A 22,941-nucleotide genomic window follows, 5' to 3' on the forward strand; every position below is an offset into this window, starting at 1 on the left:
CTGCCCGGCTCAGGGCTCGAGGTGCACGGTCTCGCGATCGACCGTGACGTCGCGCGTCTTGCGGCTCATCACGCGGTCGAGCACGAGGGCGAGCACGCCGAAGACGAGGATGCCGACCGAGATGCAGATCAGGGCGAGGAATCCGAAGACCTGCCCCTGCGAATAGACCATCCCCGTGTTCGGGCTCTCGAAGAGGGAGCCCGTGAACGAGAACGTGAGGATCATCGCGGCGATGATGCCGAGCGCGCCCCCCACGCTGAGGAACACGCCGTACTTGGGGGCGCGGCGCACCTGGAGCGTCTCGATGTGGTCCTCCACGACGCGCCGAGGGGCGGCGGATGCCGCGGCATCCGGTTCGGGAGGGGTGAGCGCCTGGTCGGCCATGCCTCCATTGTCTCACCGTCCCGACATCCGCGGCCCGTCTCCGCGTTTGGTGTCCCAGTACGTGCGGGTGCATCGCCCGTACACCCACGTGAAGTGGGACACCGACCTGGGGCGTCGCCAGGACGTCAGGGCCTGAGAGGGAGGAGGTCCGACAGGTCGGAGCGCACCCCCGAGGCCACGATGCGCCCGGAGGCGGCGGCATCCGCCCACTGCTCGACACCCGTCGCGACGGCGATCCACGTGCGGGCGTCGGTCTCCACGACGTTGGGCGGTGTGCCCCGCGTGTGCCGCGGACCCTCCACCACCTGCACGGCGCCGAACGGCGGCACGCGCATCTCGACGGAGTTGCCCGGCGCCTTCTCGGCGAGGAGCTGCAGGAGGTAGCGCACGGCGGTCGCGAGGTCGGTGCGGGCGGGGGCGTCGGATGCCGCGACTGCGGCGAGCGCGGCGCGCCCCGCGTCGGTCGTGATCTTCTTCGGCATGCGCCCACGTTACGCCCGCCTTCCGGACCTGCCGGCGCCGGATCTGCTGCACCCTCGGCGCCGAACGCCCCCGGATAGGCTGGTCGCGTGAGAATCCTCGTCCTCGGCTCGGGCGCACGCGAGCACGCCATCATCCTCTCGCTCCTCTCGGAGGAGGCGGGGCACGAGATCTTCGCCGCACCGGGCAATGCGGGCATCGCGCAGGACGCGATCATCGTCTATCTCGACGCGAACGATCCGGTCGCCGTGACGGCCTACGCCAATACGCAGAACATCCACCTGGTCGTCATCGGACCCGAGGCGCCCCTGGTGGCCGGTGTGGCCGACGCGCTGCGATCCCGCGGCATCCCCGTCTTCGGACCCGGGAAGGCCGCCGCTCAGCTGGAGGGATCGAAGGCGTTCGCGAAGCGCATCATGGAGGCCGCGGGCGTCCCCACCGGACGCGCCGCCCGCGCCGTGTCGCGCGCCGAGGTCGAGGCGGCGATCGACGAGTTCGGCGCCCCCTACGTCGTGAAGGCCGACGGCCTCGCGGCGGGCAAGGGCGTCATCGTCACGACCGATCGCGACGAGGCGCTGGCCCACGCCGACACGTACCTCCCCCACGGCGCCGTCCTCGTCGAGGAGTTCCTCTCCGGCCCCGAGGTCTCGCTCTTCTTCCTCAGCGACGGCGACCACGTGCTGCCCCTCAGCCCCGCGCAGGACTTCAAGCGCCTGCGCGACGGCGATGCCGGCCCCAACACGGGCGGCATGGGCGCGTACTCGCCGCTGCCCTGGCTGCTCGAGCGCTTCGGCGGCGAGGACGCGTTCGTCGACCTCGTCACGCGCGACGTCGCCGAGCCCGTCATCCGCCAGCTCGACGCCGAGGGCACGCCCTTCATCGGCCTGCTGTACGCCGGACTCATCCTCACCGACGACGGCGTCAAGGTCATCGAGTTCAACGCGCGCTTCGGCGACCCGGAGACGCAGGTCGTGCTGCCGCGGCTGGTCGACCCGCTCTCCGAACTGCTGCTCGCCGCCGCGTCGGGGCACCTCGAGGATCTGGCGCGCCCCGCGTTCGCCGATGCCGTCGCGGTGACGGTCGTGCTGGCGAGCGAGGGCTATCCGCAGGCCCCGATCACGGGCCGCGCGCTGACGGGGCTGGATGCCGCGGCCGCCGTCGACGGCGTGCACCTCGCCCACGCCGCCACCGCCGGATCGGACGACGCTCTCGTCGCGACGGGTGGCCGGGTGCTCAACGTCGTCGGCCTGGGCACGACGTTCGCCGAGGCCCGCGAGCGCACCTACCGCGCGCTGGACGCCATCGGCCTCGAGGGCGGGCAGTTCCGCACCGACATCGCCGCCGGCGTCGTCGAGGGCTGACGCGCGCGGGAGGCGCTCACCGTGACCGCGGACCGGCTACGGCTGGACCACCCGCAGCCAGGCGCGGTCGATACCGTCGGTGTCGGTGAACGACAGCTGCACGACCCCGGCGTAGCCCGCCGTGGAGCCGACGCTGCTCGTCATCGGGGCGCCGCACTCGATCGTCCCCTCGACCAGCACGCGACCGGCATCGGCGGGGTCGGCGGTCGTCAGCGAATAGTCCGCGCGCGTGCCGAGGCACTCGCCTTCGATCGAGAACGGCCGGTCGGCGACCATGATCCCGGGACCCGCGACCGACGAGCTCGACGAGGGTGTGGAGAGCCGATCGCTCACGGCGGAGGCGATCTCGCCTGCGACGGGCTCGGTGGGGATGTCGATCGTGGCGCTCGGCGACGGGGCGGCGGATGCCTCCGCCGTCGGCGTTCTCGGCGGCGCCGAGGTCTCCGACCGGGTGTCCGTGGCGGCGGTGCAGCCCAGGAGCACGAGGGCGGAGGCGGCGGAGATGACGGCAGTGGCGACGAGTCGGCGTGACGATCTCATGCCTCCACGCTAGGCACGGCGTCCGGCCACGTCCCGGCCTTCCGCGGCGGCGACCGCTCGGCTACCCTCAGCGCGTCAGTGGCCGACCGCCGCGGCGGGCTCGGACCAGTCCGACGTGGCCGATTGCGGCGGACGCCGCAGGAACAGCACCGCGACGACGCCCACGAGCATCACGGCGGCGGGCAGGAGCGTGGCCTGGGCCATGGCCGTGGCGAATCCGTCGGCGATGGCCGGAGGGAGCTGCCCGCCCCCGAACCCGGCGTCCGCATCGGAGGCGCCGGGCAGGTTCGCCTCGAGCCGTCCCTGCATGAAGGCGGCGATCGCGGCCGAGCCCAGCACCGATCCGATCGTGCGCGTCGTGTTGTAGATGCCGGCGCCCGCGCCGGCCTGGCGCGGCTGGAGGTTGCGGGTCGCGGTGGTCGCGAGCGGACCCCACATTCCGGCGTTGCCGACGCCCATGAGGAAGGACGGGAGCAGGAACATCCAGATGGGCGTGTCGGGATGCATCAGCGCGGCGTACCAGACGAGCGAGATCGACACGAGCAGCAGGCCCGGCACCAGCAGGAAGCGCGGGTCGGTGCGATCGAGCAGTTTCCCCGCGAGCGGCGACAGGATGCCCGCCGCCAGCGCCATCGGAACGAGCAGCAGCGCCGCATCGGTCGGGGTGAGTCCCCGCGCGAGCTGCAGGAAGAACATGAGCGGCAGCGACATGCTCGTGACGGTGAAGCCGACGGTGGCGATGCCGAGGTTCGCGATGGAGAAGTTGCGGTCGCGGAACAGATCGAGGGGCACGAGCGCCTCGCTCTTCGTCTTCGCCTGCTGCCAGACGAACACGGCCATCGTCAGGACGCCGAGGGCGATCATCGCCCACACCCACACGGCCCAGTCGAACTTCTCGCCCTCCTGCAGGCCGAAGACGATGAGGAACAGACCGATGGCGCTCAGGAAGACGCCCAGCATGTCGAAGCGGTGCGGGTGCGTCTCGAGCTTCGGCACGAGCATCCAGGCCAGCACGAAGCCGACGACGCCGACGGGGAGGTTCACGAAGAAGATCCACTCCCAGCCGAGGCTGTCCACGAGCAGGCCTCCGGCGAGCGGGCCCACGAGCATCGCCACGCCGGAGGTGGCCCCCCACAGGCCCATCGCCGCCCCGCGGCGGTTCGGCGGGAACGTGCGCGTGATGACGGCCATCGTCTGGGGCGTCATGAGGGCGGCGCCGAGGCCCTGGACCGCGCGGAACGCGATGAGCATCTCCAGCGTGCCCGACAGTCCGCAGCCGAGCGAGGCGAACGTGAAGACCGCGAGGCCGATGAGGTAGATGTTCTTTGGCCCGAAGCGGTCACCGAGCCTGCCCGTGATGAGCAGCGGCACGGCGTAGGCGAGCAGGTACGCCGAGGTGACCCACACGACGTTGTCGAGGTTGTTGGTGTCGGGATCGAGCGCCGCCTTGATCGCGGGATTGGCCACCGACACGATCGTCGTGTCGACGAGGATCATGAAGAAGCCGATGACGAGCGCCCAGAGCGCAGGCCACGGGCTGCGCGCGGGGGGATTCGGGACGGATGCCGGGGCGTTCCGACGCGCGGCACGGGTGGGCGCCGCTGTCGCGGGCCCTGAGCTTGTCGAAGGGTCGGTCATGATCGTGCGGCCTCTCTCTGTGCCAGATAGCGTTCGGAACGGGGAGCGGTCTTGCCGCCCCATTCGAAGTCGTGTCGCTCGAGGCGCTCGATGAGCGCGTCCAGCCAGTCGAGCTCGGCCTGGGCGAGCGCGGCTTCGCGCTCGATCTCGACGAGGAACTGCTCGGGGACGTCCTTCGCGAGCGCGGACAGGCGTCCGTCGCGATGCCGCACGTGCGACGCCTCGAGGGCGACCCGCCGTTCGCGCAGCAGGGCGATGACCTCGTCTCGCTCGAGGTTGTGCGACTCCGCGAGCGCGATGCGGAACTCCACAGGGTGGTCGATGCGCGGCAGCTCGCGGCGCACCCAGTCGCCGACGGCGGCGGCTCCGGCATCCGTCTGCGTGTAGGTGGTGCGCTCCGGCCGGTTGCCCTCGCGAGCGACGCCGACCTCGGCGAGCAGTCCGGCCCGTTCCAGGCGCGCGACGGTGTGGTAGAACGTGCCGTTCGTGAGGGCGACGAGCCGGTCGTCCTGCCGCTGGCGCATGAGGCGGATCATCTCGTAGGGGTGCATGTCGTCTTCGGCGAGCAGCGCGAGGATCATGACCCCGAGGGGGGTGAGCCGTGCGGCGGCGTCCGTCATTCGATTACTCCGTGTCGATTAGTCCAGATGGACTATACACTCTGTCGCACGCCGGGACTAGCGTGGCCCCCATGAAGGACGAGGCTGCGCACGCACGGGCCCACGCGATCTTCGACCCCATCGCCGTCGACCTCCTGCGCCGGGAGGGCGTCGACATCGGTCCGATGTTCGGCAGCGAGGGTCTGCGCATCCGCGGCAAGGTGTTCGCGTTCGCAGGGTTCGACGCGTCGCTCATCGTCAAGCTGCCGCGCGAGCGGATCGACGCCCTCGAGGCCGAGGGCACCGCGGAGCGCATGGTGATGCGCGATCGCCCCATGAAGGAGTGGGCGCTGGTCGGGCCGGATGCCGCGGAGCACTGGCGCCCGCTCGTCGAGGAGGCGTTCGTCTTCGTCGACGGCATCACGCCCTGAGCCTGGGATGATGGCTGGGTGAGCTCCCCCGAAGACCTGCCCGGCTGGCGACACGTCTACTCCGGCAAGGTGCGCGACCTGTTCGTGCCCGACGCATCGACGGGCCCCGTCCACGACGACGGCGCCCTCGAGGGGCGGATGCTGGTCGTCGCGAGCGATCGGGTCAGCGCGTTCGACCACGTGCTGTCGCCCGGCATCCCGGGCAAGGGCACGCTGCTCACCACGCTGAGCCTCTGGTGGTTCGACCGGCTCGCCGGCGGCGACGGAGGGCGCGGCATCCCGAACCATCTCGCCGCGACGGCCGTGCTCGCCGGCGACGACCGCGTCGATCTGATCCCGGATGCCGTGGCCGGGCGCGCGATGGTGGTGCGCAACCTCGACATGCTGCCCGTCGAGTGCGTCGTGCGCGGCTATCTCACCGGATCGGGATGGCTCGAGTACGTCGACAACGGGACCGTGTGCGGCATCCGCCTCCCCGAGGGCCTGCGCAACGGCGATCGGCTGCCGGCGCCGATCTTCACCCCCGCCTACAAGGCGCCCCTCGGCGAGCACGACGAGAACATCTCGTTCGAGCAGACGGTCGAGCTCGTGGGAGCGGAGCGCGCCGAGCAGCTGCGCGACGTGTCTCTCGAGATCTACGAGCGGGCCGCGCGCACCGCCGAGCAGCACGGCGTGATCCTGGCCGACACCAAGTTCGAGTTCGGCACCGACGACGCGGGCGTGCTGACGCTCGCCGACGAAGTTCTCACGAGTGATTCGTCTCGCTACTGGGATGCCGAGGCCTGGCGTGCCGGCACCACCCCCGACGAGCGGATGGCGAGCTTCGACAAGCAGATCGTGCGGGACTGGCTCGCGGCGAACTGGGACAAGCAGGGAACCCCTCCCGAGCTTCCGACGGAGATCGTCGAGCGGACGGCGGCCCGCTACCGCGAACTCCTGGAGCTGCTCACCTCCGGCGCGTAGGGCTCCCCGAGCCTGTCCAAGGGCTCTCAGCGAACTCCCAGATAAGCTGGCGGGCGGATCGACCCCCACGCGAGGAGCAACACCATGCCCATCTGGCGCCTACACGGCAACGGCCGCACGCTCGCCCCCGGCGAGGTGGTGAAGCCCGACGAGCGCCTCGGCTGGCCGGCGACGATCGCGATCGGCGTGCAGCACGTCGTCGCCATGTTCGGTGCGACCTTCCTGGTGCCGGCGATCACGGGGTTCCCGGTCTCGACGACGCTCCTCTTCTCCGGCATCGGCACCCTGCTGTTCCTCGTCATCACGAAGAACAAGCTCCCCAGCTACCTCGGATCGTCCTTCGCGTTCATCGCCCCCGTCACGGCGGCCACCGCGAGCGCGGGCACCGGCTCGGCCCTCGCGGGCATCGTCGCGGTGGGCATCCTGCTCGCCGCGGTCGGCTTCGTCGTGCAGTTCGCCGGCCTCGGCTGGATCGACAAGCTGATGCCCCCCGTCGTCGCGGGAGCCATCGTGGCGCTCATCGGCTTCAACCTCGCGCCCGTCGCGTGGGCGAACTTCCAGGTGCAGCCGCTCACCGCGAGCATCACGCTGGCGGCCGTCATCCTGTTCGCCGTCCTCTTCCGCGGATTCCTCGGACGCATCTCGATCTTCCTCGGCGTGATCGTCGGCTACGTCGTGGCCGCCCTCAGCGGGGAGATCGACTACTCGAAGGTCGAAGCGGCGGACTGGATCGGGCTCCCGACGTTCGAGCTCGCGGACTTCGCCTCCCCCGGAACGTGGAGCGCGATCGCGATGTTCCTCCCCGTGGTCCTCGTGCTCGTCGCCGAGAACGTCGGCCACGTGCGCGGCGTCGCGACGATGACGGATGCCTCGGTCAACCAGCACACCGGTCGCGCACTCATCGCGGACGGCGCCGCCACGACGCTCGCCGGCTTCTTCGGCGGGTCGGGCACGACGACGTACGGCGAGAACATCGGCGTGATGGCCGCGACGCGTGTGTACTCGACCGCCGCGTACTGGGTGGCCGGCATCACCGCCGTGCTGCTGTCGCTGTCCCCCAAGGTCGGCGAGGTCTTCAACTCGATCCCCGCGGGCGTGCTCGGCGGGGTGACGACGGCGCTGTACGGCCTGATCGGCATCATCGGCATCAAGATCTGGGTCGACAACCGCGTCGACTTCTCGCGTCCGGTCAACCAGTACACCGCGGCCGTCGCGCTGGTCATCGCCATCGCCGGCTTCCAGATGCAGTGGGGCGACTTCCAGCTCGGCGCGATCGTGCTCGGTGCGGCCGCCGCACTCGTGATCTACCACGTGGGCAACGCGATCGCCCGGGCCCGCAGGACCGGCGCCGACGACGGCGGTCCGCTGCCCGTCATCGGCCCGCTCGGCGGCGACCCGCAGTAGCCGCGAGGGCCCGACGCGGCATCCGCTCTCCGTCCGCGCCCGCGAAGCGCTGCGGCGCGCACCCGTGCCCGGGAATGGCGACGCGACGGCGGAGGTTGTGGTGTCGCATGAGTGATGCATCCCCGGCCGCAGACCGCCTCGCCGCGGACACGGCGATGGGCGCGGTCACGCTGCTCGTGGGCGATCTCGACGCGATGACGGCGTACTACCGCGACGTCGTCACGCTGAGCGTGCTGTCGGCCGAGGGCGACACGGTCACCCTCGGCCGCGCGGGGCGCCCCCTCGTCGTCCTCCGCCACGAGCCGGCGCTGCGACACGCGCCCGGCGGGTCGGCCGGCCTGTTCCACACGGCGATCCTGTTCGAGACGCAGGCCGCGCTGGCCGCGGCCCTGTACTCGGTCGCCCGACGCGCACCGGGCACCTTCACCGGAAGCGCCGACCACCTTGTGAGCCGGGCGTTCTACTTCACCGATCCGGAGGGCAACGGCATCGAGCTGTACTGGGACCGCGCTCGCACCGCCTGGTCGTGGACGCACGGCCAGGTGGAGATGGCGACGCTGCACCTCGACCCGAACGCCTTCCTCGACGAGCACCTCTCCGACGACGTCCTCGCCGGCGGTACGGCGCAGGAGGCGGCATCCATCGGCCACGTGCACCTGTCGGTGGGCGACGTCGCGACAGCGCGCGCGTTCTATGTCGACGCGCTCGGGTTCGACACGACCGCCGAGCTCGGCAACACCGCCCTGTTCGTGAGTGCGGGCGGCTACCACCACCACATGGCGATGAACGTGTGGAACTCGCGCGGCGCAGGGCCCCGGATGCCTGCCCTCGGCCTCGGCCGCGTCGACCTCACCCTGCCGGACGCCGACGGACTCGGAGCCCTCGGTGAGCGCCTGAAGCACCACGGATTCGCCGTGCGCGACGACGGGCGCACCCTCGCATTCGACGATCCCTGGCGCAACGCGATCCTCGCGACCGCGGCATCCTGAGCCGCGGCATCCTGAACCGCGCGGGTCAGCTCCCGAAGCTCGCGGTCACCGCCGCACGCGAGGCGTCTTCGCTCGTGAGCACACCGCCATTGGCCACGTGATCGGCCGCGATCTCCGTGAAGACGATCCGCACGTCCTGTGCGCGCGCCCCGAGCTCGGCGACGGCCACCTCGGTCACGCGCTCGGCGAAGGCCCGCCGCTGATCGGTGGTGCGACCCGTCAGCAGCTCGACGGTGATGTTGGGCATGCGTCCTCCTCGGTCCGACTGTGTCGGCCCCAGGCTATCGATCCCGCCGGATGCCACGGCGAGTCGGCGGACGTGGAGGGTCAGGCCGAGTCGCGCACCACGAGCTCGGTGTCGAGGATCGTGACGTGGCGCGGCGACTGCCCCGCCAGCAGACCCAGCAGTGTCGACGCCATCCGCTCGCCCTGGAGGAACGACGGCTGGCGCATCGTGGTGAGCTGAGGGCGCACCGTCGTGGCCACCGGGGAGTCGTCGAAACCCATGATCGCGATGTCGTCGGGCACCCGGAGCCCTGCGCGGGCGAGCACCTGCAGGGCACCGCGGGCCATGAGGTCGCTGGCCGCGAAGATCGCCTCGGGGAGCTCGCCGCCGCGATCGAGGATCCGCTGCATCGCCGCGGCGCCGCCGTCGGCGGTGAAGCCGCCCTCTTCGACATCGCTCTCGGGGAGCCCGGCGGCGCTCATGGCCTCGCGGTATCCCTGCAGCCGGTCGAGCCCTGCCGGCATCGTGAGCGGACCCGTGATCGAGGCGATCCGCCGGTGCCCGCGTCCGATCAGGTACTGCGTGGCCAGCCGCCCGCCCTCGACGTTGTCGACGTCGACGTAGTAGTCGCGTTCGCGCTCACGCGCCGGGCGACCGCCGTACACGACCGGCACCGCGGCGGCGATGCGGTCGATGTAGGTGTCGCTCGTGTGGTGCGAGACGATGAACGCACCGTCGACGGCGCCGGAGCGGATGTACGACGTGGTCTTGTCGCCCGGGTCGTCGCTCGCGATGAAGAGGTTCAGCACGTAGTCCGAGCGACCGAGTTCGGCGTTGATGCCCGACACGATGGCCGCGAAGAAGGGGTCGCCGAAGAACCGCGTGGTGTCTTCGGGCACGATGAGCGCCAGGGCGTGCGTCTGCCGGCTCGCGAGCGAGCGGGCAGCGCGGTTGGGCACGTAGTTCAAGGCGGCGATCGCGCGCTGGACCGACTCGAGGGCCGCGGGGCTCACGGCCGTCGAGCCGTTCACGACGCGCGACACGGTCGATCGCGAGACCCCCGCAGCAGCGGCGACCTCCTCGATCGTGACGGTGTCACGCAGCGCGTCGATGCTCATCCGATGATTCTCTCCGAAGTTCAGCTCAGGGCGCCGACCGGCGCGGGGTTCAGCGATCGGTCGGCGATGATGCGCATGTACTCGCGGCCGCTGTCCTTGATCGAACGCTGCTGGGTGTCGTAGTCGACGCGGATGATGCCGAAGCGCTTCTCGTACCCCCAGGCCCACTCGAAGTTGTCGAGCATCGACCAGTAGAAGTAGCCCCGCACGTCGACGCCGGCCTCGGCTGCGTCGAGCGTAGCGCCGAGGTGCGCGCGCAGGAACTCCGTGCGCTCCTCGTCGTGTACGCGGGGTTCTCCGTCGTCGATGACGAGTTCGTCGTCGTACGCGGCACCGTTCTCGGTGACGTAGAGGACCGTGCCGGCGGGCTCGGCGTACTCGTTCCAGACACGCGTGAGGAGGCGGGTCAGCCCTTCGGACTGCACCTCCCAGTTCATGTTGGTGCGGGCGAGTCCGCGCTCGTTGGAGTGACCGCTGCCCGCCGGGAACGGAGACCGACCCGGCCGGTCGGTGGGGGCGTCGCCGCCCTTCACGGGCACCGCGGGCGCCTCTGCGCTCACCAGGTCGCCGTGGTAGTAGTTCACGCCGAGCGCGTCGATGTGCGTGGAGATGGCCTCGAGATCGCCGGGGAGGATCGCCGCTTCGAGGGCGGCGACGGCTGCGGCATCCACGGCACGGATGTCTTCGACGATGTCGGCGGGGTACTCGCCCCGGAACACCGGGTCGAGGAACCAGCGGTTGTGCTGGCCGTCGAGGCGCCGCGCGGCGTCGACATCGGCCGGGTTCGCCGGATCCTTCGGGTCGGCGACCGTGAAGTTGAGCGTGATGCCGAGATCGAGCGAGGAGTCGCGGGCGCGCAGCTCGCGCACGGTCTGGCCGTGGCCGAGCAGCAGGTGGTGCGCCGCGAGGAGGCCCTCCTCGACGCTGTAGTGGCCCGGTGCGTGCAGACCCGCGGTGTAGCTGAGGAACGACGAGCACCACGGCTCGTTCAGCGTCGTCCACACCTTCACGCGATCGCCGAGCGCGTCGTGCATGTCGAGCGCGTACTCGGTGAACAGGTCGGAGGTGGCCCGGTTGGTCCAGCCCCCCTTCTCCTGCAGCGCCTGCGGGAGATCCCAGTGGTACAGCGTCAGCCACGGCAGGATGTCGGCCTCGAGCAGCTCGTCGACGAGGCGGCTGTAGAAGTCGACGCCCTTCGGGTTGAGCGCCCCGCCGTCGGGCCGCACGCGCGACCACGACGTCGAGAAGCGGTACGTCTGCAGCCCCATCGACCTCATGAGAGCGACGTCGTCGCGGTAGAGGTGGTAGTGGTTGCACGCGACATCGCCGTTGTCGGCGTTGATCACCGCACCGGGCACACGGGAGAAGGCATCCCAGATCGAATCCCGGCGGCCGTCCTCGTGGGCGGCGCCCTCGATCTGGTACGCGGCGGTGGCCGCTCCGAACAGGAAGTCGGCGGGGAAGGGGCGGGGGGCGTGCGACTGCATGAGCGCAGATTCCTGACTGTGTGTGGTGCTCATCTCGGCATCAGCCCTTGACGGCGCCGGCCATGATGCCGCTCACCAGCTGCTTGCCGGCGAAGGCGAAGAGCAGGAGGAGCGGGATGGTCGCCAGCAGCACGCCGGCGAGCACGATGGAGTAGTCGACGAAGTAGTTCGCCTGCAGCAGCGAGAGCGCGACGGGGAGGGTCGGGCTCTGGCGGTCGAGCACGATGAAGGGCCAGAAGAACTGGTTCCACGCGCCGACGAACGTGAACAGGAAGAGCATCGCGGCGGCCGGTCGCGCCGCGACGGCGCCGACCGTCCAGAACGTGCGGATCATGGACGCCCCGTCGACGCGGGCCGCCTCGATGAGCTCGTCGGGGACCGACTGCTGGAGGTACTGCGTCATCCAGAACACGCCGAACGCGCTGGTGAGGGCCGGGACGATGACCGCGCCGATGTTGCCCGTCCAGCCGAGATCGGCGAACAGGATGTACAGCGGCACGACGCCGAGCTGCATCGGCACCGCCATGGTCGCCACGACGAAGGCCAGCAGCCACTTGCCGCCGCGGAAGCGGAGCTTGGCGAAGGCCCAGCCCGCGAGCGTGGAGAACAGGACGACGGATGCCGCGATCACGGTCGAGCTGAAGATCGAGTTCCACAGCGCGAGCCAGAAGTTGACGGCGGGATCGTTCATCACCGACAGCGCGTTGGGGATGAAGTTGCCCCCGGGCAGCCACGACATGTCGGGGTCATTGATCGTCGAGGAGTCCCCCGAGCCGATCAGGAACGACCAGTAGTAGGGGAAGATCGCCGACACGGCGACGACGCCCAGGCCCATGTAGACCCAGAACCCGGCGCGGACGCCGCGGATCTTGGTGGTGCGCGCGCCCCGACGGCTGCGCTTGGCGTTCGGAATGCCCTCCTCGACGATCGCGAGGGGCGGTGTGCTGATGCTCATCGCTGGACTCCCTTCCGTGTGCGGCGGGGCGCGGTGACGCCGCGTCCGCCCTCGTCGCGCACGAGGCGCCGCGTGATGAGCAGGTTGATGAGCCCGATCACGACGATGATGATGAACAGGATCCAGGCCAGCGCTGCGGCTCGACCGAAGTTGAACTCGCCCCAGCCGATGTTGTACAGGTACAGCGTGATCGTCAGCCACTGCTGGGCGGAACCGCCCTGGCCCGTGTTGTCGAACATGCGCGGCTCGTCGAAGATCTGCAGACCGCCGATGGTCGAGGTGATGATGACGAAGATGAGCGTGGGGCGCAGCGACGGGAGCGTGATGCTCCAGAACTGCCGGAAGGCGTTCGCGCCGTCGACGGTGGCGGCCTCGTAGTACTCGCGCGGGACGGCCTGCATGGCGGCCAGAAGGATCAGCGCGTTGTACCCGGTCCAGCGGAAGTTGACCATCGTCGCGATGGCGATGTGGCTCCAGAACGGGTCCTTGTGCCACGGGATCGGGCTGAGGCCGATGTTGCTGAGGATGTTGTTCACGAGACCGTAGTTGTCTCCGAACATGTTGCTGAAGATCAGGGCGACGGCGACCGGTGCCATGACGAAGGGCAGCAGGACGCTCATGCGCCAGAACGTCTTGGCGCGGATGTTGCGGTCGAGCATGGCGGCGATGAAGATCGCGAGCACCAGCTGGGGCACCGAGGACAGCAGGAAGATGCTGAAGGTGTTGCGCAGCGCGGTCCAGAACTTCGGGTCGTTCAGGATCCAGATGTACTGCTCGAATCCGACGAATTCGCCGGAGTTGCGCACGAGGTCCCATTCCTGGAACGAGATCGCGGCGGTGAAGACGATGGGGAACAGGCCCACGATCGCGAACAGGATGAAGAACGGCGCGATGTAGACGTAGGGGGAGTACTTCAGATCCCAGCGGCTCACCTTGTTGCGGAAGGAGAGGGCGGGTCTCGGCTGCTCCGGGGAAGGAGCGCGCCGGCTGGATGAGGCGCTGGCGCGGGTGTCGGTCGCAGTCACGATGGGCTCCGTATCGGCGGGGTGGACGAGGGTGGAATCAACGATGCGGGCCGCGCCGCCGGGGCGCGGCCCGCATCGCTGTCAGGGATCAGAAGGCCGAGACCTCAGCGACCCACGTCTCCCACGACGTCTTCTGGTCCTCGACACCATCGAACACGCGGTTCACCGCGTTCTGGAGGGCATCGTGGTACTTGAAGTAGTTCGCGTCCTTGTACGGCGTGACCGTGATGGCCTCGGACCGCTCGGCGAAGATCTGACCGGTCGGCGCGTTGTTGAAGAACTCGTTCGTCGAGTCGGTGATCGCGGGGTCGCTCTGGGCCTCGATCGCGCTCGGGAACTGTCCGGCGTTGACGAACGTCTTGGCCTGCTGCTCGGGAGCGGTCAGCCAGTCGGCGAGCGCGAGCGCCGCCTCGACGTTCTTGCCGTTCTCGGGAACGGTCAGGTACGAGCCGCCCCAGTTGGCGCCGCCGTTCGGGAAGACGTTGGCGACCTCCCAGCCGGTGACGTCGGGAGCGTTGCCCGAGATGATGCCGAGCATCCAGCCGGGGCAGAGCATCGTGGCGAACTCGCCGTTGGCCATCGACGCGTTCCAGTCGTCGCTCCACTGGCCCGAGTACGCGGCGTTGGGCACGGCGCGCTCGACGACGAGGTTGTAGGCCTCTTCGATCTCGGGGTTCTCGGTGGCGATGACGGTGCCGTCGGGCTCCGTGTACGTGTACTCCATCTGGTTCACGATGCCCTGGAGCACCGAGTTGGCCGCGTCGATCATCGGCTTGCCGGTGGCGGCCTTGTACTTGTCGGCCACGTCGAAGAAGTTGCCCCAGTCGCCGTCGAACAGCGTGGCGACCTCGTCGGGGGTCGAGGGGAGGCCTGCGGCGGCGAACAGGTCGGCGCGGTAGCAGATGGCCTGCGGTCCGATGTCGGTGCCGAAGCCTACGAGGCGTCCGTCTCCGTCGGTGGCGCCGGCTTCCTTCCAGTCGAGCCAGCGGCCCTTGGCGCTTTCGGGAACCTCGGCGAGGAGGTCGGAGTACTGCATCGCCTCGGCGAACCAGTCGATCTCGACGGCCTCGATGTCGGCGAGGCCTTCCTTGCCGAGCTTCTGGAAGAAGTTCGCACGGGCGTCGCCGGACTCGGCCGCCTTGTTGTGGACGATCTTCACGTTCGGGTTCTCGTCCATGTACTCCTGGAGGAGTTCATCGGTGTAGCCGAAGTTGTTGAAGGTGGCCAGCGTCAGCGTGATCTCGCCGTCGCCACCGCCTTCCGTGCTGGTGCCGCCGCCACCACCGGCGCAGCCGGCGAGGATGATCGCGGAGGTTGTTGCGACGCCGGCCACGAGGCCGATGCGACGCAGTGCGCGTGAATTCACGTTCACTCCTTTGTGTGATTGATTCGGGTCGTGCAAGTGCGTGGATCGCGTCCTGTCCCGGGGGGATGGGAGCGCTCTCACCGAACGCACATGACGCTATGGGATCGCTCCCACGATGTCAAGAGAGCGCTCCCAAAGGGCCGGTCACGGTTTGATCACAGCATCCGCCGCCCGCGGACGGAGCGCGGGGCGCGCGCGCTCTAGACTGGGACGGCACACCCACCAGCGACATCCGGAGCCTCGAATGCCCACCATCGTCGTCGACGTCATGCCCAAGGCCGAGCTGCTGGACCCGCAGGGGAAGGCCGTGTCCGGAGCACTCTCCCGGATGGGCGTGGACTCCTTCGCCGGCGTCCGCATCGGCAAGCGCTTCGAGCTCACCGTCGAGGGCGAGGTCGACGATGCGCTCCTGACCCAGGTGCGCCAGCTCGCCGACGACGTCCTCTCCAACTCGGTGATCGAAGACGTCGTCTCGATCGAGGTCGTCGAGTGAGCGTCCGCATCGGCGTCATCACCTTCCCCGGTTCGCTGGACGACGTCGATGCCCAGCGGGCCATCCGCCTCGCCGGAGCCGAGCCCGTCGCCCTCTGGCACGGCTCGCACGATCTGGAGGGCGTGGACGCCCTCGTCCTCCCCGGCGGCTTCAGCTACGGCGACTACCTGCGCGCCGGCGCGATCGCCGCTCTCGCGCCGATCATGGCCGAAGTGAAGGATGCCGCGGCATCCGGCATGCCCGTCCTCGGGATCTGCAACGGATTCCAGATGCTCGTGGAGGCCCACCTGCTGCCCGGCGGCCTGATCCGCAACGCGCACCAGCAGTTCATCCGCCGCGATCAGCGCCTGCGCGTCGAGAACGCCTCGACCGCGTGGACGAGCGGGTTCGAGGCCGGCCAGGAGATCATCATCCCGCTCAAGAACGCCGACGGCGGCTACATCTGCAGCGCCGAGACGCTCGAGCGCATTGAGGGCGAGGGTCTCGTGGCGTTCCGCTACCTGGGCGTCAACCCCAACGGCTCGCTCGACGACATCGCCGGCCTCACGAACGAGCGCGGCAACGTGGTGGGACTCATGCCCCACCCCGAGCACGCGGTCGAGGAGGGCTTCGGACCCGACACCCCGCAGGCGATGCGCTCGGGCATCGACGGGCTCGCGTTCTTCACCTCGGCGATCTCCGCCGTGGTCGCCGCTGCGGCCTGACCCTTCGACGAGTTCAGGGACCTGTCCTGAGGGCCACGGGGTCAGACTGTGCCTGCGGGCGGCCAGACGCCGATGATGAGGGCCATGACGACGACGGTCACGAGCTCGTGCGCGATGTTCATCGTGGTCAGCTGGGACGGCCGGCCCTCGAAGACGTCGTGCGTGATGAAGCGGGCGGCGGTGAACCCTCCCCACAGCGTCACACCCGTGACGATCGCCGAGATGAGGTAGCCGCCACCGTAGAAGTGCCAGGCGATCGCGGTCGATCCCGCGAGCACCCAGGCCGTGAGGAAGCTCACCACGACAGTGACCATGATCGGCAGGACGGCGCTCGAGTTCGCGGTGCGATCGACCCGCGCCAGCTTCTCCCACCTCGTGCCGAACACCTTCGGCGAGTACCAGACGGTGCCGACGACCATGCTCGACAGCGTCGCGAGCAGCACCGCCCAGTAGTTGATCTCGGGAATCCCCATGATCGCCTCCCCTTCGTTTCGAGCGCGAGGCTACTCCTGCCGTCGCTCTGCCGGGTGGCGGCGCGCACCGGGTAGCGTCGAACCGTGACCTTCGTGCTCTCCGTGCCCGCCCAGACCCTCGCCGACGACCTCGCCGACCTGACCGATCGCATCGAGATCGTCGAATGGCGGATGGACTCGCCCGCCCCCCGCGCGCGCATCGACATCGTGGTCCCGCCGTACATGAACGCGGGCAAGATCTTCCCCCTGCTCGACGGGCTCGAGACCGGCCTCGTGCAGGGTCAGTCGATCGGATACGAGGGCATCTCCGACGCGCTGCCTGCGGGGCACCGCTTCGCCAACGCGTCGTCGGTCCACGAGACCTCGACCGCGGAGCTCGCCGTCGCCCTGACGCTCGCGGTGCAGCGTCACCTGCCGGGCTTCGTCCGCGCGCAGGATGAGGGCGAATGGACGTCGGTCTTCGCGGAGAGCCTCGCCGACCGCCGCGTGCTGCTGGTCGGGTACGGCGGGATCGGCAAGGCGGTCGCCGCCCGCCTGGCCCCCTTCGAAGTCACCCTGCGCGCGGTCGCCTCACGGGCGCGCGTCGAAGACGGGATGCCGGTCCACGCCGTGTCGGAGCTGCCCGAGCTCCTCCCCGAGACCGACATCGTCATCCTGAGCCTTCCGGGCGGCGAGGAGACGCGGCACATCGTCGACGACGCGTTCCTGTCGGCGCTCCCCGACGGCGCGCTCATCGTCAACGTCGGCCGCGGCCCGCTCATCGACACCGACGCGCTCGTGCGGCATGCCGAGGCGGGGCGCATCCGCGCCGGGCTCGACGTGACCGACCCCGAGCCGCTGCCGTCCGATCACCCGCTGTGGAGCGCCCCCGGCATCCTGATCTCCCCTCACGTGGGCGGAGCGTCGACCGCGATGCGCCCCCGCATCGCGGCGCTCGTCCGTCGCCAGGTCGAACGGATGCTCGCCGGAGAAGAGCCCGTCAACGTGGTGGTCGACAAGCGCTGAGCGCCCGCGGTCACCGGGTGTCGATGTCGGCGCCCGACCACAGGTCGGAGCACTCGACACGCGTCGCCCCGTGCGCGGCCAGGTAGCGACCCGCGCCACGGTCTCCCGTCGACTCGGCTGCCACGGCGCCCCAGTGGTCTCGACCGATCAGGACCGGATGCCCCGGAACGCCCGCGTAGACGGCCTGCACGAGGGCATCCGCCCGTGACGACGTCGCGGCGAGGATGCGTGCCACCGCCGAGGCGGGGAGGTCGGGGGTGTCGACGGGCACGATCACGACCGCCTGCGCGCCACCCTCGTCGGCGTGTGCGAGGCCGGCGCGCAGCGACTCCGACACGCCCTCCGCCCATCGCGCGGCGACGATGCTCTCGACCCCGCGGGGGACGAACGCGGTCGCCGTCGCTGCGGCGGCGCCGAGCACGACCACGACGCGGGTGCATCCGCCGCCCTCCAGCGCCTCGACGGCACGGGCGATCCACGGCTCGCCGTCCGCCGTGCGGGCCAGGGCCTTGGGCGAGCCGAATCGCGATCCGGCTCCCGCCGCGAGGACGACGCCGAGCACCGAGCCATCCATGGTCACGACAGCGTAGCAACGGCGTAACGTGCTCGACCTAGCATGTGAGGATGCTCGAACTCGCGACCGATCTGCTCCCGCTCCTTCGCAACGGGGAGTCGGTCGCGGTCGCGACGGTCACCCGGGTCGCCCGCAGCGCACCGCGCGGGGCCGGAGCGGCGATGGCGCTCACGCAGGACGGCCGCGTGATCGGGTCGATCTCCGGCGGATGCGTCGAGGGCGACACCGTGCTGCTGCTCCGCCACGCTCTGACCACGGGAGAGGGCGCGACGGGGCGGTTCGGATTCACGGATGAGCAGGCGCATGCCGCGGGCCTCGCGTGCGGAGGCTCGGTCGACGTGGTCGTGTCGGTCGTGCGCCCGGACTCGCTCGCGGTCGCGGCGATGGAGCGGACCGCCCGCGGCGAGTCGGCGACCCTCGGAATCGTCGCCGCCGGCCCGGATGCCGGGCGGGTCGTCGCCATCGGATCGGGGAGCGAGACGCACATGCTCGACGCGGCATACGACGGACACGACGTCCTGGCGGTCGTGTCGGAACGGACGCCGCGGCTCCTCGTCTTCGGCGCGGGCGAGCACGCCGCCGCGCTGTGCCGGGTGGGCGCGGCATCCGGATTCTCCGTCACCGTGTGCGATCCCTGGTCGCTCCTGCTCACCGCGGAGCGCTTCCCCGACGCCGACCTGCTCGTCGAGGAGTACCCGCACCTCTTCCTCGACGCGCTCGACCCCGACGCTCTCGACGAGCGCACGGCGATCTGCGTCCTCACACACGACGAGCGCCTCGACGTGCCCGCGCTGCGGACCGCCCTGAGCCTCCCCGTGGGGTTCGTCGGTGCGATGGGCGCCCGCTCCACCGTCGACCGTCGCGCCGCTCTCCTGCGGCAGGCCGGGGTCGACGATGCGGCCCTCGCACGCCTGCACTCGCCGATCGGACTCGATCTGGGCGGGGCGAGTCCGGCGCACACGGCCCTCGCGATCCTCGCCGAGATCGTCGCCTCCCGTCACGGCGCGACGGGACTGCCCCTGCGGGACCTCGCCGGTCCGGTGCACGCCGGCAGGGCGTCGACGACGGATGCCGCGGCATCCTGCACGATCGCGGGCGTGCGGTGATCCGCGAGGGCGTCGGGCGCGCGGTCCGCGGGGAGCGCCGCTGACATGGACATCACCACCGTCTCCCACTACCGCCGCGCGCGCACCCGCGACGACCTCGCACTGGCGCCCGGCGAGGTGATCCTCGCGGGCGGCACGTGGCTCATGAGCGAGCCGCAGCCGGGAACGACCGGCTTCGTCGACGTGACGACGATGGGCTGGCCCGACATCGAGATCGCCGCCGGCGGGCTGCGCATCGGCGCGACCTGCACGATCGCGACGCTCGTGGCGTGGTCGCGGGGCGCCCACGAGATCCCGGTGCCGGAGGCGTGGGACGCCGTGGCCATGATCCCGGATGCCGCGAACGCCCTGCTCGCGTCGTTCAAGATCTGGAACACCGCGACGGTGGGCGGCAACGTGTGCCAGTCGTTCGCCGCCGGCGCCCTGATCTCGCTCGCGGTCGCCCTCGACGGCGTCGCCCGCGTCTGGCAGCCCGACGGAGGCGAACGCGTGCTCCCCGTCGCCGAGCTGATCACGGGCAACGCCGAGAACGCCCTCCTGCCGGGCGAGGTGCTGCGGTCGGTGGAGCTCCCGGCGCACGCGCTGGAATCGCGCGTGCTGCTGCGCAAGATCGCGCTCGCCGAGCTCGGACGCTCGGGCGCGGTGGTGACCGGTCGCGTCGACGGCGACGCAGCGGCCGTGTTCACCGTGACCGCGGCCACGCTCCGCCCGGTCGTGCTGCGCTTCGCGTCGCTCCCGGATGCCGCCTCCCTCGCCGCCGCGGTGGGCGACGCTCCCGGCTTCTACACCGATTCGCTCGGCGCGGCCGACTGGCGGCGCGGCGTGAGCATCGAGCTCGCCGAGCGCATCAGGACGGAGCTGGCGGCATGAGGATGCGGGTGAACGGCGCGCCGGTGGAGGCCGAGCCCCGTGCGGGCCAGTGCCTGCGCACCCTCCTGCGGGAGAACGGCCACACCGAGGTCAAGAAGGGGTGCGACGCGGGCGACTGCGGCGCGTGCGCCGTACTCGTCGACGGCGTGCCCGTGCATTCGTGCATCGTTCCCGCCATGAGGCTCGAGGGAGCCGAAGTGACGACGGCCGCCGGCCTCGCCGACGGCGACGACCTGCACCCGGTGCAGGAGGCGCTGATCGAGCACTTCGGCTTCCAGTGCGGATTCTGCACCCCGGGCATGAGCGTGACGGCATCGACACTGTGCGCCGACGACCTCGACGATCTCGATCGCCGCATGAAGGGGAGCCTCTGCCGCTGCACGGGGTACCGCCCGGCCCGGGAGGCGATCCGCGAGGCGGTCCTCGGTCCCGTGCGCGAGACCGGCCGGGGAGCGACGGCGGACGAAGGAGTCGGCGCGTCGGCGAAGCCCCCGGCGGGCCGCCGCGTCGTGCAGGGGCGCGAGCCCTACACGTTCGACGATCCGGTGGAGGGGGCCCTCGTGCTCCGCGTGGCCGGATCACCGCATCCGCACGCGCGCATCGTGCGCATCGACACCACCGCCGCCCGCGCCGTACCGGGCGTGGTCGCCGTCTTCACGCACGAGGACGCCCCCGCGAAGCGGTACTCGAGCGGGCGCCACGAGCATCGGGAGGACGATCCCGACGACACCCTGCTGCTCGACGATGTCGTGCGCTTCGTCGGCCAGCGCGTCGCGGCCGTCGTCGCCGAGACCGCCGGCGCGGCCGAAGAGGCGTGCCGCCTGCTGGAGGTGGAGTACGAGATCCTCCCCGCCGTGTTCGACGCCGAGGAGGCGCGCCGCTCCGGGGCTCCGCTGCTGCATCCCGACCGCACTCCCGATGAGCGCGTCGGCGACGCGGCACGCAACGTCGTGGCGACGCTGCGCGAGCGCACCGGCGGCGACGCCGACGAGGCCCTGCGGGCGAGCGCGGTCTCGGTGACCGGCACGTGGCGGACGGGGCGCGTCGTGCACGCACAGCTCGAGACGCACGGCTCCGTGGGCTGGCTCGACGACGACGGACGTCTCGTCATCCGCTCCTCCACGCAGGTGCCGTTCCTCACGCGCGACGAGCTCGCCCACGTGTTCGACCTCGACCCCGACCGCGTGCGCGTCGTGACCGCCCGGGTCGGCGGCGGCTTCGGGGGCAAGCAGGAGATGTTCACCGAAGACCTGGTCGCCCTCGCCGTGCTCCGCACCGGGCGCCCGGTGGCGTACGAGTTCAGCCGCACCGACGAGTTCCAGCGGGCCACCGTGCGGCATCCGATGCGGGTGACCGTGACGCTCGGCGCCACCGCCGAAGGGGTGCTCACCGCGATGAAGCTCGACGTGCTGAGCGACACGGGCGCGTACGGCAACCACGCGATCGGCGTGATGTTCCACGGCTGCGCCGAGTCGACGACGGTGTACCGCTGCCCCGTGCGCAGCATCGACGCCGAGGCGGTCTACACGAACACCGTGCCGTCCGGGGCCTTCCGCGGATACGGGCTCGGTCAGGTCATGCTCGGCGTGGAGTCCGCGATGGACCTGCTCGCACAGGAGCTCGGCATCGATCCTTTCGAGCTGCGGCGCATCAACGCCGTGCGCGACGGCGATCCCTTCCACCCCGAGGAGACGCCGGACGACGACGAGTACGAGGAGGATCTGGTGTGGGGCAGCTACGGCCTCGACCAGTGCCTCGATCTGGCCCAGGATGCGCTGCGCCGCGGCAACGGCGTCGCCGCCCCCGACGGCTGGCGCGTCGGCGAAGGCATGGCCGTGGCCATGATCGCCACGATGGCGCCGGGCGGCCATCACGCCCACACGACCGCCACGCTGCGCCCCGACGGCACCTTCCTGCTGGCGGCGGGCACCCCCGAGTTCGGCAGCGGTACCACGACCGTGCACCGCCAGATCGCGGCATCCGTGCTGTCGGCATCGTTCGACCGTCTCGACCTGTGGCATTCCGACACCGACGCGGTGGCGCACGACACCGGCAACTTCGCCTCCGCGGGCATCACCGTCGCGGGCAAGGCCCTCCACGCCGCGTGCGTCCAGCTGCGACACCGGATGCTTGCCCTGGCCGCCGAGCTCACCGGCACCCGGCCGGAGCAGGCGGTCCTCGGCTCAGACGGCGTGCAGACCCCGAGGGGACTCGTCGGGTTCGACCGGATCGTGGCGGCCGCCCCCGCCGACGAGTGCTCGCCGGAGGGCCTCGTGGCGCGGGGCAGCGAGCACGGGGCGCGCCGATCGCTCGCGTTCAACGTGCACGCCGTGCGCGTCGCGGTCGAGGAGTCGACCGGGACCGTGCGTGTGCTGCAGTCGGTGCACGCGGCCGACGCGGGCTTCGTGATGAACCCCGCCCAGTGCATCGGGCAGATAGAGGGCGGCGTCGCGCAGGGCTACGGCAGCGCGCTCTACGAGGAGGTGCTCCTCGAGGAGGGGCGCGTGACCAACCCGGTCTTCCGGCTCTACCGCGTGCCGCAGTTCGCCGACATCCCCGAGACCGAAGTGCTCTTCGCCGACACCTCCGACGCCCTCGGTCCGTTCGGCGCGAAGTCGATGAGCGAGTCGCCGTACAACCCCGTCGCCCCGGCGGTCGGCAACGCGATCGCCCGCGCCCTGGGATCGCGCCCGTTCGAGCAGCCCTTCACGCGCGAGCGCGTGTGGCGCCTCGCGCAGAGCGCCGGCTGA

24 protein-coding genes are annotated in these 22,941 nt (G+C 70.7%); 11 read left to right on the plus strand and 13 right to left on the minus strand.

Translation table 11 applies throughout. The features are described 5' to 3' along the window. Positions 1–9: 9 nt before the first annotated feature. Together B0B14_RS11135 and B0B14_RS11140 are read right to left on the minus strand one after the other, a co-directional pair. Positions 10–384 carry a potassium transporter Trk gene (locus tag B0B14_RS11135; RefSeq protein WP_256714368.1) on the minus strand — a complete coding sequence of 125 codons (375 nt, stop codon included), beginning with the start codon at positions 382–384 and terminating at the stop codon, positions 10–12. A gap of 125 nt (positions 385–509) precedes the next feature. After that, positions 510–866 carry a sterol carrier family protein gene (locus tag B0B14_RS11140; RefSeq protein ID WP_076681757.1) on the minus strand — a complete coding sequence of 119 codons (357 nt, stop codon included), beginning with the start codon at positions 864–866 and terminating at the stop codon, positions 510–512. Between the two features lie 87 nt (positions 867–953). Between B0B14_RS11140 and purD the strand changes: the two genes are divergently transcribed. Further along, a complete protein-coding gene (gene purD, locus B0B14_RS11145; RefSeq protein WP_076681760.1) occupies positions 954–2,225 on the plus strand; it encodes a phosphoribosylamine--glycine ligase in 1,272 nt (423 codons plus the stop codon). Between the two features lie 36 nt (positions 2,226–2,261). Here the strand turns inward: purD and B0B14_RS11150 are convergent, their stop codons facing one another. The 3 genes from B0B14_RS11150 to B0B14_RS11160 all read right to left on the minus strand — a co-directional run bounded on the left by B0B14_RS11150 (position 2,262) and on the right by B0B14_RS11160 (position 5,023). Beyond that, positions 2,262–2,765, minus strand: coding sequence for a hypothetical protein (locus B0B14_RS11150; RefSeq protein ID WP_076681763.1), 504 nt, complete (start codon positions 2,763–2,765; stop codon positions 2,262–2,264). Between the two features lie 75 nt (positions 2,766–2,840). Next, positions 2,841–4,403, minus strand: a complete 1,563-nt coding sequence (locus B0B14_RS11155; protein ID WP_076681766.1) for an MFS transporter — start codon at positions 4,401–4,403, stop codon at positions 2,841–2,843. Next, the gene (locus B0B14_RS11160) at positions 4,400–5,023 is read right to left on the minus strand and encodes a PadR family transcriptional regulator (protein WP_076681769.1); all 624 of its coding nucleotides are present in this window, start codon (positions 5,021–5,023) and stop codon (positions 4,400–4,402) included. Before B0B14_RS11160 ends, B0B14_RS11155 begins: the two co-directional genes overlap by 4 nt. 71 nt (positions 5,024–5,094) lie before the next feature. Here B0B14_RS11160 and B0B14_RS11165 point away from each other — a divergent pair, with 71 nt between their 5' ends. The 4 genes from B0B14_RS11165 (at position 5,095) to B0B14_RS11180 (ending at position 8,789) form a co-directional block, all read left to right on the plus strand. Then, positions 5,095–5,433: a hypothetical protein gene (locus tag B0B14_RS11165; RefSeq protein ID WP_076681773.1), complete on the plus strand. Its 339-nt coding sequence runs from the start codon at positions 5,095–5,097 to the stop codon at positions 5,431–5,433. Positions 5,434–5,451: 18 nt separating this feature from the next. Beyond that, positions 5,452–6,396, plus strand: a complete 945-nt coding sequence (locus B0B14_RS11170; protein ID WP_076681776.1) for a phosphoribosylaminoimidazolesuccinocarboxamide synthase — start codon at positions 5,452–5,454, stop codon at positions 6,394–6,396. An 84-nt stretch (positions 6,397–6,480) separates the two neighbouring features. Continuing rightward, positions 6,481–7,800 (plus strand): uracil-xanthine permease family protein, encoded by a 1,320-nt coding sequence (locus B0B14_RS11175; protein ID WP_076681780.1) that lies wholly within the window; start codon positions 6,481–6,483, stop codon positions 7,798–7,800. 107 nt (positions 7,801–7,907) lie between these two features. Then, positions 7,908–8,789, plus strand: a complete 882-nt coding sequence (locus B0B14_RS11180; protein ID WP_076681782.1) for a VOC family protein — start codon at positions 7,908–7,910, stop codon at positions 8,787–8,789. 25 nt (positions 8,790–8,814) lie between these two features. On the opposite strand, the gene B0B14_RS11185 is transcribed toward B0B14_RS11180, so the two are convergent. From B0B14_RS11185 to B0B14_RS11210, 6 genes are all read right to left on the minus strand, one after another. After that, positions 8,815–9,036 carry a tautomerase family protein gene (locus tag B0B14_RS11185; RefSeq protein WP_076681786.1) on the minus strand — a complete coding sequence of 74 codons (222 nt, stop codon included), beginning with the start codon at positions 9,034–9,036 and terminating at the stop codon, positions 8,815–8,817. Between the two features lie 80 nt (positions 9,037–9,116). After that, complete coding sequence (locus B0B14_RS11190; protein ID WP_076681789.1) at positions 9,117–10,133, minus strand: LacI family DNA-binding transcriptional regulator; 1,017 nt, start codon at positions 10,131–10,133, stop codon at positions 9,117–9,119. Between the two features lie 20 nt (positions 10,134–10,153). Further along, positions 10,154–11,653, minus strand: coding sequence for a GH1 family beta-glucosidase (locus B0B14_RS11195; protein WP_372236636.1), 1,500 nt, complete (start codon positions 11,651–11,653; stop codon positions 10,154–10,156). Positions 11,654–11,660: 7 nt separating this feature from the next. After that, positions 11,661–12,575 carry a carbohydrate ABC transporter permease gene (locus tag B0B14_RS11200; protein WP_076681795.1) on the minus strand — a complete coding sequence of 305 codons (915 nt, stop codon included), beginning with the start codon at positions 12,573–12,575 and terminating at the stop codon, positions 11,661–11,663. Further along, positions 12,572–13,600, minus strand: a complete 1,029-nt coding sequence (locus tag B0B14_RS11205; RefSeq protein WP_076681799.1) for a carbohydrate ABC transporter permease — start codon at positions 13,598–13,600, stop codon at positions 12,572–12,574. Before B0B14_RS11205 ends, B0B14_RS11200 begins: the two co-directional genes overlap by 4 nt. Positions 13,601–13,688: 88 nt before the next feature. After that, the gene (locus tag B0B14_RS11210) at positions 13,689–14,966 is read right to left on the minus strand and encodes an ABC transporter substrate-binding protein (protein WP_076681802.1); all 1,278 of its coding nucleotides are present in this window, start codon (positions 14,964–14,966) and stop codon (positions 13,689–13,691) included. A 244-nt stretch (positions 14,967–15,210) separates the two neighbouring features. On the opposite strand from B0B14_RS11210, the gene purS reads away from it, so the two are divergent. After that, positions 15,211–15,459 (plus strand): phosphoribosylformylglycinamidine synthase subunit PurS, encoded by a 249-nt coding sequence (gene purS / locus B0B14_RS11215; protein WP_076681805.1) that lies wholly within the window; start codon positions 15,211–15,213, stop codon positions 15,457–15,459. Then, entirely contained in the window at positions 15,456–16,163 is a 708-nt protein-coding gene (gene purQ, locus B0B14_RS11220; protein WP_076681808.1) for a phosphoribosylformylglycinamidine synthase subunit PurQ, read from the plus strand. The genes purS and purQ overlap by 4 nt, the downstream gene beginning before the upstream one ends. 41 nt (positions 16,164–16,204) lie before the next feature. On the opposite strand, the gene B0B14_RS11225 is transcribed toward purQ, so the two are convergent. After that, complete coding sequence (locus B0B14_RS11225) at positions 16,205–16,636, minus strand: DUF1761 domain-containing protein (protein ID WP_076681811.1); 432 nt, start codon at positions 16,634–16,636, stop codon at positions 16,205–16,207. Positions 16,637–16,720: 84 nt separating this feature from the next. Here B0B14_RS11225 and B0B14_RS11230 point away from each other — a divergent pair, with 84 nt between their 5' ends. Next, positions 16,721–17,641 (plus strand): 2-hydroxyacid dehydrogenase, encoded by a 921-nt coding sequence (locus B0B14_RS11230; RefSeq protein ID WP_076681814.1) that lies wholly within the window; start codon positions 16,721–16,723, stop codon positions 17,639–17,641. 10 nt (positions 17,642–17,651) lie between these two features. Here B0B14_RS11230 and B0B14_RS11235 read toward each other — a convergent pair whose 3' ends face one another. Beyond that, complete coding sequence (locus B0B14_RS11235) at positions 17,652–18,215, minus strand: nucleotidyltransferase family protein (RefSeq protein ID WP_076681817.1); 564 nt, start codon at positions 18,213–18,215, stop codon at positions 17,652–17,654. 50 nt (positions 18,216–18,265) lie between these two features. Here B0B14_RS11235 and B0B14_RS11240 point away from each other — a divergent pair, with 50 nt between their 5' ends. The 3 genes from B0B14_RS11240 to B0B14_RS11250 are packed head-to-tail and all read left to right on the plus strand — an operon-like array spanning position 18,266 to position 22,941. Next, positions 18,266–19,321, plus strand: coding sequence for an XdhC family protein (locus B0B14_RS11240; protein ID WP_076681820.1), 1,056 nt, complete (start codon positions 18,266–18,268; stop codon positions 19,319–19,321). Between the two features lie 45 nt (positions 19,322–19,366). Further along, on the plus strand, positions 19,367–20,191 hold the full coding sequence (locus tag B0B14_RS11245; protein WP_076681824.1) for an FAD binding domain-containing protein: 825 nt from the start codon (positions 19,367–19,369) through the stop codon (positions 20,189–20,191). Then, a complete protein-coding gene (locus B0B14_RS11250) occupies positions 20,188–22,941 on the plus strand; it encodes a molybdopterin-dependent oxidoreductase (RefSeq protein ID WP_076681827.1) in 2,754 nt (917 codons plus the stop codon). The genes B0B14_RS11245 and B0B14_RS11250 overlap by 4 nt, the downstream gene beginning before the upstream one ends.

Source organism: Microbacterium sp. RU33B (genome assembly GCF_900155915.1).
Classification (GTDB): Bacteria; Actinomycetota; Actinomycetes; order Actinomycetales; family Microbacteriaceae; genus Microbacterium.

Excerpts from the sequence above, each read along its gene's own strand:
- B0B14_RS11135 (WP_256714368.1), bottom strand. The coding sequence starts at position 384 with ATGGCCGACCAGGCGCTCACCCCTCCCGAACCGGATGCCGCGGCATCC.
- B0B14_RS11140 (WP_076681757.1), bottom strand. The coding sequence starts at position 866 with ATGCCGAAGAAGATCACGACCGACGCGGGGCGCGCCGCGCTCGCCGCA.
- B0B14_RS11150 (WP_076681763.1), bottom strand. The coding sequence starts at position 2,765 with ATGAGATCGTCACGCCGACTCGTCGCCACTGCCGTCATCTCCGCCGCC.
- B0B14_RS11155 (WP_076681766.1), bottom strand. The coding sequence starts at position 4,403 with ATGACCGACCCTTCGACAAGCTCAGGGCCCGCGACAGCGGCGCCCACC.
- B0B14_RS11160 (WP_076681769.1), bottom strand. The coding sequence starts at position 5,023 with ATGACGGACGCCGCCGCACGGCTCACCCCCCTCGGGGTCATGATCCTC.
- B0B14_RS11165 (WP_076681773.1), top strand. The coding sequence starts at position 5,095 with ATGAAGGACGAGGCTGCGCACGCACGGGCCCACGCGATCTTCGACCCC.
- B0B14_RS11175 (WP_076681780.1), top strand. The coding sequence starts at position 6,481 with ATGCCCATCTGGCGCCTACACGGCAACGGCCGCACGCTCGCCCCCGGC.
- B0B14_RS11180 (WP_076681782.1), top strand. The coding sequence starts at position 7,908 with ATGAGTGATGCATCCCCGGCCGCAGACCGCCTCGCCGCGGACACGGCG.
- B0B14_RS11185 (WP_076681786.1), bottom strand. The coding sequence starts at position 9,036 with ATGCCCAACATCACCGTCGAGCTGCTGACGGGTCGCACCACCGATCAG.
- B0B14_RS11190 (WP_076681789.1), bottom strand. The coding sequence starts at position 10,133 with ATGAGCATCGACGCGCTGCGTGACACCGTCACGATCGAGGAGGTCGCC.
- B0B14_RS11195 (WP_372236636.1), bottom strand. The coding sequence starts at position 11,653 with ATGAGCACCACACACAGTCAGGAATCTGCGCTCATGCAGTCGCACGCC.
- B0B14_RS11200 (WP_076681795.1), bottom strand. The coding sequence starts at position 12,575 with ATGAGCATCAGCACACCGCCCCTCGCGATCGTCGAGGAGGGCATTCCG.
- purS (WP_076681805.1), top strand. The coding sequence starts at position 15,211 with ATGCCCACCATCGTCGTCGACGTCATGCCCAAGGCCGAGCTGCTGGAC.
- B0B14_RS11225 (WP_076681811.1), bottom strand. The coding sequence starts at position 16,636 with ATGGGGATTCCCGAGATCAACTACTGGGCGGTGCTGCTCGCGACGCTG.
- B0B14_RS11235 (WP_076681817.1), bottom strand. The coding sequence starts at position 18,215 with ATGGATGGCTCGGTGCTCGGCGTCGTCCTCGCGGCGGGAGCCGGATCG.
- B0B14_RS11240 (WP_076681820.1), top strand. The coding sequence starts at position 18,266 with ATGCTCGAACTCGCGACCGATCTGCTCCCGCTCCTTCGCAACGGGGAG.
- B0B14_RS11245 (WP_076681824.1), top strand. The coding sequence starts at position 19,367 with ATGGACATCACCACCGTCTCCCACTACCGCCGCGCGCGCACCCGCGAC.
- B0B14_RS11250 (WP_076681827.1), top strand. The coding sequence starts at position 20,188 with ATGAGGATGCGGGTGAACGGCGCGCCGGTGGAGGCCGAGCCCCGTGCG.